This is a genomic window from Mesorhizobium sp. M0040, from assembly GCF_040323505.1.
Lineage (GTDB): Bacteria > Pseudomonadota > Alphaproteobacteria > Rhizobiales > Rhizobiaceae > Mesorhizobium.
On record NZ_JAMYVA010000036.1, the window covers coordinates 49,232 to 59,304 of the forward strand.

The window sequence follows — 10,073 nt, forward strand, 5'->3', positions numbered from 1 at the left end:
AGAAGCTTTGCCCGAGCACCGCGCCGCACGAATGATGACGCGCAGCGCAACCAAATTGGGGAGGATTCAAATATTAGTATGCGATGTTTGATTGTCACGGCTCATCCACTCAATCCAAGCCTTTGCCAAACGCTTTCGAACGCAGCTATCGACACCCTGATGGATGCGAAGCACCAGTGCCGACATGTTGATCTGTATCGATCTGGCTTCTTCCCGGCTCTTACACCGGCGGAGCGCGCGAGCTACTATTCCGGATTCGAGACTACAGAGGTAGCTAAAGAGATTGAGGATCTTCTCTGGGCCGAGACTATCGTCTTGATTTTTCCCACGTGGTGGTTCGGACCTCCAGCTATATTGAAGGGCTGGTTCGACAGGGTATGGGTGCCTGGTATTGCATACGATCACGCAGCCGATCTTGGTGCCATACAACCGCGACTTCGCCAGTTAAGGAAGGTGGTTGCAATAACAACTTTGGGCTCACCTTGGTGGGTCGATTGGCTGAGCCTCAGGCGGCCAGTGCGGCGTGTTCTCAAGACAGCTATTCTGAATACCTGTGCTCCTCAAGCCTCGCTTACGTTCCTTTCATTTTACAAGGTTGAAAGTCTGCCTAGGCAAGGTGTCGATGCTGCGATAAATCGCATTAGATCAATGCTTCAGCGTCTATAGCTAAGCCCCATCACAATGCTCCTTTTCCTTGAAGGGCGCAGGTAGAGCAATGCCCGTGGGGACAGCGCGGCTCGTGACCGCTGCCCTTATCGGTATGTACGCGCATACGCGCCGAAAGCGTCAGCATCGGTAGTTGTGATCAGGCGGGAACGTACGTCAACCTGATCGCGTCCTCGCCAACCCGGTCGCTGGCCACGAGACGCAGTGGTGGCCGGGGGCCGGCGAAGAATGGCTTGCCGCGACCAAGCACGATGGGACGGAAGTAGAGCCGGTACTCATCGATAAGGCCAAGCTCGGTCAGACTACCCGCAAGCTCCGGTCCGGCCACTTCGATCTCGCCCTCGTGTTCGGCTTTAAGCGCCCTAACGAACCCTTTGAGATCGTCGTCCACCAGCGTGGCGTTCGGCCCGACCGACTTCAGGGTGCGAGAGACGACCCATTTCGGCTGCGCCCGCCAGGCCGCCGCAAAGTCGCGCCCGACCTGGTCCTGTCCCGGCTGATCCTCGTCCCAATAGCGCATTACCTCGTACATGCGCCGGCCGTAGAGGCTGCCGGCGATCCCGCGCACATGGGCGTTGAAGTGGCGATGGAGCGCCTCGCCCGGCATCGGCAGCCCGGGCCCGCCCTCGGCGCCAGCGACATAGCCGTCGAGCGACTGCATCATTCCGAACACAAGCTTCGCCATGCACAGGCTCCTATCGATCGACGACGATCCGAAGGGATCGCATTCATTTATACCTCGCCCTTACTTCGTCGGTTCGATGGCTGCACACATTCTCTGACGTGTTCACATTGGCCGATAAATCTGCGCCACTGCGCCCCCCGGAAAGGCTTTCGAGCTCACCAGCTTGAGAGACATCGGCGCGGCGAGTTCGGAGAACAGCGGCAGGCCTTTGCCCAGCGCCACGGGGCCACCATCAGGGCGAGCTGGTCGACCAGTCCTTGGGCGACGAGACTGCGGGCGAAGCTCACTCCGCCGTGGGCGATGATCGGCTTGCCCTCTTGGGCTTTCAACTTCGCGACTTCCTCCGCCAAGTCACCGCTCGCCACATAGGCCTCCGCCCAACTTTCACCACCGGGCTGCAACTTCGCCGGCTGTCCGGTTCCCGCGTTGACGGCGCGAGCCTCATCGAGCGCCGCCGACTTGCTCACCTCCCTCAGGATCTCCGGTCCCCGTCGTGAGAAGACGGCCTTGGGGATCTGGTTCATCGGCGCCGCGAACTGCTCGCAGGAGGTCGGCCACCAGGCGGCCATGTCACGGAAGCTGCGGCTGCCCATGATGTGCAGGCTCGAGTTCCATATGAACTCTACGCCCCGGGCCTTCGCCTCTTGATCGGCGCCGAACATCCATGTGTTTCGGCCATCCAGGGCACTCACGAAGCCGTCGATCGATATGGACATCTTCAAGATCAGGTCTCTCATCGCTTCTTCCTTGCGCTGGTGAGACCGAAGGACGGGCCAGATCGGTCAGTTCCGACAATTCGTTGCGGGATAGTCCGACAACGCTTGCACGCCGCCGAAGAAGGGATACCGAGCTTGCTTGCCTAGTCGGCGAGGGTGTCGTTGATGCCGCGCCAAATTCTGGTTCAGCGCCGTTTGTCAAAGCAGCGCACCTGAAGGTTGCGGCTGAGGCAACTGCCGTCCGCCAGGTGGCGAGAGGCATGTGAGACGAAGCCGGTGCACGCCGACTGATTTGATTCCCAAAACCGGATACGGGGCTTTCCGTAACGGCGCCAATCAGCTTGTCGATTTTTCCCGGCCGGGTTCTCCTTCCGTGGCGCCGAGGCGGGTAAGCAGATTGAGCGTGATCCTGCCGACATCGTTCATGGCGCCTGCGGCTGGCAGCGCGCCGCACCAGGCAACCGAGCTTGCGGAAAAGATCAAGCCGCCTGCTGCGAGCTTTCGCAGGGTCATTTCGGCGCAGCGGCGGGCGATGCGTTGCGTATCCCCGCCCTCATACCAGCGCGTCGGATCCTGGAAGAAGCTGTCGGGAAATCCCGTCGCCCGCGCGATCACGACGGTGTCAGCGGAAGTGCCGAGGGCTGGATCCGTCGCATCCACTTCGTAGCCCGCGGCACCGCCCAGCACCATGCCGTCGGTGCCGAAGGTCGCATTTTCAACGCCTTCGAACAGCCATGCGCATCCTGCTTCATGGCTTTCCTCAGTGCGCGTGAAGGGGTGTGCGCCATCGAAACCCATCAATGAGATTGCACTGCCGATCAGCGAGAATTCGCCTCGGCCGCGGCAGCGGAGATAGCCGCCTGGTTCGTTGGTGATCGACAGCGCCTGTTCGGCGACCGGGCCGTCCCAGGTTCGGCCGGCCTCCAACGGCGAGCGCCGCAACTCCATCAGATCGTCCTTGAAAGCCACAGTGGCAGCAAAGCCGTTACCGCCGAGATAGGCGATGCTGCCGCCTTCGGCCACAAACTGCCGCAGCGCCTGCTCCATCTCGATCGACATATATTCGGGATGACTGCCGGTGACGACGGCTTGATGTCGACGCAAACCGTCTATGCCGCATTCGTGCAAATCGTGATCGGTCATGACGTCAAACACGATTCCATTGTCGTGGCAGAATCGGAGGAAATGCAGATCGACCGGCAGGTTGTGTGGGCAGCCGCAGAGCGGATAATCGTAATCGTCCCTGAGCGTCACTTTCGGCTTTTTGTAGGAGCAGATGGAAACACCGCTAAGGTCGGAATGGTAGTCGTAAAGGGATTTCAGATTGTTGGCGATCGCGAAGCGATGTCCCCGGTCGTCGCCTTTCCATTCATAAAGATGATCCGGGAGATATTCGTCCGCATAAGCGAGATAGGTGGCCGTCGGCACGAGATACAACAGCGGCGACGAAACCTGTGAAGAGGTGACGAAGAACACCACGCGTTCGTAGCCACCCTCCCATTCGACCTGGAACGCGTAGACGCCTGGGTGTGCGTTTTCGGGGATCGTCACGCGGTGCGATGCCGGCCATGCAAGCGGGCCGATGTCGTCGTCGTGGCAATGGATAGCGTCGTAGTGCGACGGCACGAAGCGAGGCTCGAAGCTCGATCCGTCCCAGCGTGCCGAAGTCACGCAGAAGGCTGGCTGATTGATCACGTCGAGGAGCAACGGATCTGGTCCGCCCGACGACAGGATCGGCTGGGTTGGTAACAGCGTCGGGAAATCCCAGGCAACGGTCCCCTGTGGGGTGTCGAGTCGGATCGCAGCAAATTTCGCGTTGAGGGTAGGTTCGTGGTTGGTGGCGCTTGCGCCGAAATGGATGTCGTGCGCCTGGAGGGTCCGCTCAGGGCTGGCAAAACCTTCGTGGAGTTCGTAAGGCGCGAGACGGTCATGGGATTTGATGCGCAGGCGTAACTGCTCCTGCCGCAGGTCCAACTCGACGGTGAGCCACACACCAGTTGGCGCCTTTTTCTCGACAAGGGTTTCGCCGCCGATTTCCACGACAAATGCGCCGTCGCGGAGGCGCAGCCCGAGGGCGCCTGCCTCCAGGATCGTGCGCGCACCTTCGTTGCGCGTGAGGAACAGCTCGAAACGAATGCCGTGGACGGCTTGTACTTTGGCCAGTTCGCCGGCTCGCACGAACAGGAACGACCCCTGGTCGAAATGCCGATGCCGTGCTTCACCTATCGTTTCGATGGGCCAGGCGAGAAATTCCGGAGCCGGCTTGTCGAGCCGGCAAATTCGTGTGGCCTTTATCGGCCGATCGCATGACAGGCTGAGCTTGATCCGCTGGCCTGCTTTGGCACTCCAGGGGGTGGTGTAGCCAACCACGCTCATCGCGTCGTGGTCTACTGCGCGCTTCATCTATCCCTCCCGATGAACTCCAGATGGGCTGGGGCGAACCGCGTAGACCGGTCCGATGTCGGCCAATGCGCTGCCGCTCTGACAAGCAAAGTTCCGCATGGCGCACTACAGCCATGATGTACATGCTTGTATAGATAAGCTGCATTCGGATAGTCTCGACGCGATCGGTCCAAGCGCGACATTACCAAGGAGGATGACATGCGCAACGCATCTCTCTTCGATCTGTCAGGCAGGAAGGCGCTTGTAACCGGCGCAAGCCGTGGCATCGGGCGCAGCATCGCCGAGGCGCTCAGCGCGGCCGGCGCCGACGTCGCGGTCACGGCGCGCAGCGTGGCCTCGCTCGAGAAGACGATGGCCGCCATCCGCACCGCCGGCGGGGTCGCGCATGCCATCGCCCTGGATGTCACCGATGTCGACCGCTGCCGGGCGGCGACAGCCGAGGCCGGCAGCCTGCTCGGAGGTCTCGATATTCTCGTCAACAATGCGGGGGTGGAAGAGGTCCGGCCTTCACTCGATGTCGACGAGGTCTTGTGGGACAGGATTGTCGATACGAATCTCAAAGGCGCCTTCTTCTGCGCCCAAGCCGCCGCGCGGCAGATGAGAGACGCCGGACGCCCCGGCGTCATTATCAATCTCTGCTCGCTGACCTCCGAGGTCGGGATTCCCACGGCGGTGCCGTACGGCTCGTCGAAATCAGGCCTCCTCGGCATGACGCGGGCGCTTGCGGCGGAGTGGGCCGATCTTGGGATCCGGGTCAACGCCATTGCGCCTGGCTATTTCAGGACAGCGATGACAGACGTGTTCTACAGCAACGAGGCATGGCAGCAATCGATGCTCGCCAAGATTCCGCAGCGCCGTTTTGGTGATCTCTCGGACCTGCACGGAATCGCGGTGTTCCTCGCTTCGGATGCGGCAGCCTACGTAACCGGCCAGTCCATTCCCGTGGATGGAGGCTTTCTCGCATCGATTTGAAGGCTTCGGGGGCCGGAGACGTGTCCCAGAAGTGATCGACAAGCGCTAATCGTAATTGCGTTCTAAGAAAAGGAGCCGCCATGTCTGACGTCAGCTTCCACCGCCTGTCATCCCTCAGTGTCGATCGGCGGGCCAGTTTACTGAAACGCGCCGAAGGAGATCTGTCTTCTTTCATCGAAAAGGTCCGTCCAATCATCCAGGCCGTCAAGGATGAAGGTGACGCGGCCTTGCTCCGGTTTGCACGCGAGCTCGACAAAGCCGATGTTGCCGACGGTGGACTGAAAGTTTCGGAAGCGGAGTTCGACGCGGCATTCGACAAGGTCGAGAAGGATGTCGTGGAGAGTATCCGGTTCGGCATTGAGAACATCCGGCATTTCCACGAGGAGCAGCGCCCGGAAACGATGTGGCTCAAGGAAGTTCGGCCGGGCGCCTATGCGGGAGACCGATACACACCGATTGCTTCGGTCGCGCTTTATGTTCCGCGCGGCAAAGGCGCCTTCCCCTCGGTGACGATGATGACCTCGGTTCCGGCGGTGATTGCCGGGGTTCCCCAGATCGCGATCGTGACGCCTGCGACTTCGGATGGTTCCGTCGACGCCGCGACGCTGGTTGCTGCCCGCCTCGCCGGCGTGGAGACCGTCTACAAGTGCGGCGGCGCCCATGCGGTCGCCGCCGTCGCCTATGGGACCGAGACCGTGAAGCCTGCCGTCAAGATCGTCGGGCCGGGGAGCCCGTGGGTGGTGGCGGCAAAGAGCGTGTTGTCCCCGATCATCAACACAGGCCTCCCTGCCGGTCCGTCCGAAGCGATCATTTTTGCCGATCACAGCGTCGACGGCGGCCTGGCTGCTCTTGACCTGTTGATCGAGGCCGAGCACGGGCCGGATTCCTCGGCCTACCTAGTGACGCACAGCCGCAAGGTCGCCGAAGCCGCGTTGATTGCGATACCGGAACACTGGTCCCGGATGAGCGAACAGCGTGTGGAGTTCTCACGCGCGGTGCTGACTGGGAAGCGCGGCGGCATCGTGCTGACCGAGTCGCTGGAGGACAGCTACCGCTTCATCAACGACTATGCGCCGGAGCACCTCGAGATTCTGTCAACGGAGCCATTTGCGCATCTCGGACGTATCACGGAAGCCGCCGAGATCCTCATGGGTCCGCATACGCCGGTGACCCTCGCCAACTTCGTCCTGGGACCCAATGCGGTGCTGCCGACCAGCCGGTGGGCGCGAACCTTTGGACCGCTTTCCGTGACGGATTTCGTCAAGAGATCGTCGGTCGGCTATGTGACCTCGGCGGGCTATCCGGAACTCGCCCTGCATGCCCGCAGGCTCGCCCGCTACGAAGGATTCAGCTCGCATGAGAACGCGGTTTCGGAGATCCGCGATCGCTATCTCGCCGGCTGAGCGGAAACGATGATGATGAGGGCGGCGCGACTCCATGGACCCGGCGACTTGCGCGTCGAGGATATCGCCGCGCCAGGCGCTCCCGAGCCAGGCTGGGTGAAGCTGAGGGTCGATGCCGCAGGCATTTGCGGTTCCGATCTCCACAACTTCCGCACGGGCCAATGGATAAGCCGATCGCCTTCGACGGCTGGCCATGAGCTGACAGGCACGGTGATCGCCATCGGCGACGGTGTGGACACTGTCGCTCTTGGCGAACGAGTGGTCGCCGATTCCCGTTTCTGGTGTGGAGAGTGCGCGCAATGCCATGCAGGCAAGCGGCATCTTTGCACGTCGCTGGGCTTCGTCGGCGAGATATGCGACGGCGGATTTGCCGAACAGGCGGTCCTGCCCGCGCGCCTCTTGCATACCATCGATGCCGCGCTTGACGAACGGGTCGCGGCGATGGCCGAGCCGCTGGCTGTAGCGTTGCACGCAGTGCGGCGTCTGCCGAAAACGGCTGGCTCCGTTCTTGTCGTCGGCTGCGGGACTATCGGCGGGCTTGCCGCACTGCTGCTTTCCCGGACATTCGCAGATACCGTGCTCGTCGCCGATCACAACCCTGGCCGCTGCGCCCGCGTGGCGCGGGTGACCGGCGCCAGCATCGTCGATTTGAACCGGGACGCCATTGCCGCCGCCACCGCGGATGCCCCCTTGCTCGCTGCCGTCGAAGCAACCGGCAGCGTCGCAGCACTCGGCCAGTTGCTCGGCGTTCTCGATGCCGGCGGCACCGTTGCGATGGTCGGCATATTCCATGGCCGCCTCGATATCGATCCCAACATCCTGGTTGAACGCGAAATAGCATTGCTGGGATGCCACGCCTTTGCCGATGAGCTTCCCGACGCCATTCGGATGCTCGGCGAATTGACCGAGCCCATGGTCGAACTGATCGACCGCGAGATCGGCCTGGATGATGTTCCCGCAGCCTATGAGCGGCTGTTGGCGGGGCAGGGCGACGGCTTGAAAACAATCATCCGGATGCGGTCTGCCGGGCGCGTGTGATTTCCGAACCTTGCCGGAAAGGATTTTTGAAATGATCACTTTGCCCGACACCGCCAGCCCTCTTTACGAGAAGGTCAAGGACTACATCCTGACGAACATCGGAACGGGGCGATGGAGCAAGGACCGCAAGCTGCCGTCCGAAAATGAATTCGTGGCGACACTCGGCGTGTCTCGGATGACGGTCCATCGTGCCTTGCGGGAGTTGACCTCTGCGGGTTTTCTGATCCGGCTCCAGGGCGTCGGCACATTCATCGCGCCACCTCGACCGCAATCCGCACTGATCGAGATCAACAACATCGCGGCGGAAATTGTCGCGCGGGGAAACAGGCATCGCTCCGAGGTTATCGTCCTCGAAAAGATCATGCCGACAAAGGAGCTCGCGCTTTCGTTCGAGTTTGCAAAGCGCGTGTCGGTCTATCATTCCATCGTCGTCAACTTCGAGAACGACCTGCCTGTGCAACTGGAAGAGCGCTTCGTCAACCCGGGCCTGATACCCGACTATGACAAGCAGGATTTTTCCAGGACAGCGACCTACGACTATCTCATGCAGAAAACCCCGGTGACGGAGGTCGAGCATATCATCTCGGCGACCCCTGCCGATGCCGAGACGGCGCGGTATCTGGGCATCGACGTCGGCAGCTGCTGCCTGTTTCTGCATCGCCGGACATGGACGGGCGCCGTCGTTGCCACGATCAGTAAGCTGACTTACGTTGGCAGCCGCTACTCGCTTGGCAGTCGATATTCTCCATCCAAAAAACCCTGATCGCAGTGAAGCGAATCAGAGTCGGAAGGAGGGGCTAACTTGTATATGCATGTATGTATTTAGCCTTGACATCCGCTGTTGCTGACGTTGAAGTGTCGTCGCACTTTCGTTGAACGAACAGCTAAGATGCCGAGGCACGGTGCCGCAAGAGCAGAAGCCCGCATTCTCACCAGGCCGGATGTTTGGTTCAAAAAAGCGGCCTGATCATCAAGGGGAACAAGATGATGCGTAACCTAGCAGGACAATTTCGGGCACTCGTTATGGCTGCTGCCGTCGGGTTTGCCCCGGCGGTCTGCGCGGCCGACACGACAATTCCGGCGACGCCTGAGGCAGGAACATTCAAGATCGGCATCGAGCCATGGCTTGGCTACGGCCAGTGGCACGTCGCCGAAGCCAAAGGTCTGTTCAAGGCAAACGGGCTGTCCGACGTGCAGATCGTGAACTTCGCCGAGGACAAGGACATCAACGCCGCCCTGGCGAGCGGCCAGCTCGATGCCGCCAACATCGCGACCCACACGGCTATGGGAATGGTTGCGGCCGGCCTGCCGGTGAAGATCGTGCTTCTGCTCGACGTCAGCATGACGGCGGACGCCATGATCGCCGGCAAGGACATCGCCTCCGTCGCCGACCTCAAGGGCAAACAGGTGGCTTTTGAGGAAGGCACGACGAGCGACATCCTGCTCAAATACGCGCTCGCCAAGAACGGCATGTCCATCGCCGATGTCCAGCCGGTTCCCATGCCGGCGGCGGATGCCGGCAGCGCGTTGATCGCTGGCCAGGTTCCGGTCGCGGTTACCTATGAGCCTTATCTCACCGCGGCCAGGGCACAGAACAAGGACGTCAAGCTGCTCTTCACCGCAGGCGAAGATCCCGGCCTGATCAGTGACGTGTTCGTGGTGCGGGATGAGGTGATCAAGTCGCGTCCCGGCCAGGTGCTTGCCATGATCAAGACCTGGGATGCGGCCCTGAAGGCTTACAATGCCGACACGCCCGACGGCCGGGCGATCATCTCCAAGGCAGTCGGTTCGAGCGTCGAAGACCTCAACACCGCCTTTGATGGCGTGCGTTACTATACTCTCGCCGAAAACAAGGATGCGCTGACGGGCGAATTTTCCACCAAGACATTCGCCGATGTCGAGGCAGCCGCCAAGAACGCCGGGCTGCTTCAGGCGGACGTGACGCCGGAGCAGATGATCGACCCGTCATTCGTCAAGGCCGCGAAATGACGAGGGCCGGCTCGCGGTGGTGACGCAAATGTCCGAGCAGCGTGCGACCAAGCCAAGCCCGTCTCACGCAGCGCCGGGGCCGGTGATCAAACAGCCGATGCGCCGTCGCCCAACCGCCCGGCAGCGCGGCGCCCTCGCACCCACGCGGGTACTGGTGCTGGGAGTGGGGGGTTTTTGCGGGCAGCGGCTTGGGTGGGGGGG

Annotated in this window: 9 protein-coding genes; 6 read left to right on the top strand and 3 right to left on the bottom strand. The window is 61.4% G+C overall.

Annotation, left to right across the window (positions count from 1 at the left end):
- Window positions 1–78: 78 nt before the first annotated feature.
- A complete protein-coding gene (locus NKJ91_RS24480; RefSeq protein WP_352457602.1) occupies window positions 79–666 on the top strand; it encodes an NAD(P)H-dependent oxidoreductase in 588 nt (195 codons plus the stop codon).
- 139 nt (window positions 667–805) lie between these two features.
- On the opposite strand, the gene NKJ91_RS24485 is transcribed toward NKJ91_RS24480, so the two are convergent.
- The 3 genes from NKJ91_RS24485 to NKJ91_RS24495 all read right to left on the bottom strand — a co-directional run bounded on the left by NKJ91_RS24485 (window position 806) and on the right by NKJ91_RS24495 (window position 4,470).
- The gene (locus NKJ91_RS24485; protein WP_352457593.1) at window positions 806–1,351 is read right to left on the bottom strand and encodes a dihydrofolate reductase family protein; all 546 of its coding nucleotides are present in this window, start codon (window positions 1,349–1,351) and stop codon (window positions 806–808) included.
- Window positions 1,352–1,506: 155 nt separating this feature from the next.
- Complete coding sequence (locus tag NKJ91_RS24490; RefSeq protein ID WP_352457594.1) at window positions 1,507–2,088, bottom strand: dihydrofolate reductase family protein; 582 nt, start codon at window positions 2,086–2,088, stop codon at window positions 1,507–1,509.
- 315 nt (window positions 2,089–2,403) lie between these two features.
- Window positions 2,404–4,470 carry a N,N-dimethylformamidase beta subunit family domain-containing protein gene (locus NKJ91_RS24495; protein WP_352457595.1) on the bottom strand — a complete coding sequence of 689 codons (2,067 nt, stop codon included), beginning with the start codon at window positions 4,468–4,470 and terminating at the stop codon, window positions 2,404–2,406.
- Between the two features lie 198 nt (window positions 4,471–4,668).
- Between NKJ91_RS24495 and NKJ91_RS24500 the strand changes: the two genes are divergently transcribed.
- The 5 genes from NKJ91_RS24500 (at window position 4,669) to NKJ91_RS24520 (ending at window position 9,872) form a co-directional block, all read left to right on the top strand.
- On the top strand, window positions 4,669–5,442 hold the full coding sequence (locus NKJ91_RS24500; protein WP_352457596.1) for an SDR family NAD(P)-dependent oxidoreductase: 774 nt from the start codon (window positions 4,669–4,671) through the stop codon (window positions 5,440–5,442).
- Window positions 5,443–5,522: 80 nt separating this feature from the next.
- Window positions 5,523–6,845 (top strand): histidinol dehydrogenase, encoded by a 1,323-nt coding sequence (gene hisD / locus NKJ91_RS24505; RefSeq protein WP_352457597.1) that lies wholly within the window; start codon window positions 5,523–5,525, stop codon window positions 6,843–6,845.
- 15 nt (window positions 6,846–6,860) lie between these two features.
- The gene (locus NKJ91_RS24510; RefSeq protein WP_352457598.1) at window positions 6,861–7,883 is read left to right on the top strand and encodes a zinc-dependent alcohol dehydrogenase; all 1,023 of its coding nucleotides are present in this window, start codon (window positions 6,861–6,863) and stop codon (window positions 7,881–7,883) included.
- A gap of 31 nt (window positions 7,884–7,914) precedes the next feature.
- Window positions 7,915–8,646 carry a histidine utilization transcriptional repressor HutC gene (gene hutC / locus NKJ91_RS24515; protein ID WP_352457599.1) on the top strand — a complete coding sequence of 244 codons (732 nt, stop codon included), beginning with the start codon at window positions 7,915–7,917 and terminating at the stop codon, window positions 8,644–8,646.
- A gap of 224 nt (window positions 8,647–8,870) precedes the next feature.
- Complete coding sequence (locus NKJ91_RS24520; RefSeq protein WP_502896672.1) at window positions 8,871–9,872, top strand: ABC transporter substrate-binding protein; 1,002 nt, start codon at window positions 8,871–8,873, stop codon at window positions 9,870–9,872.
- The last annotated feature ends 201 nt before the right edge of the window (window positions 9,873–10,073 follow it).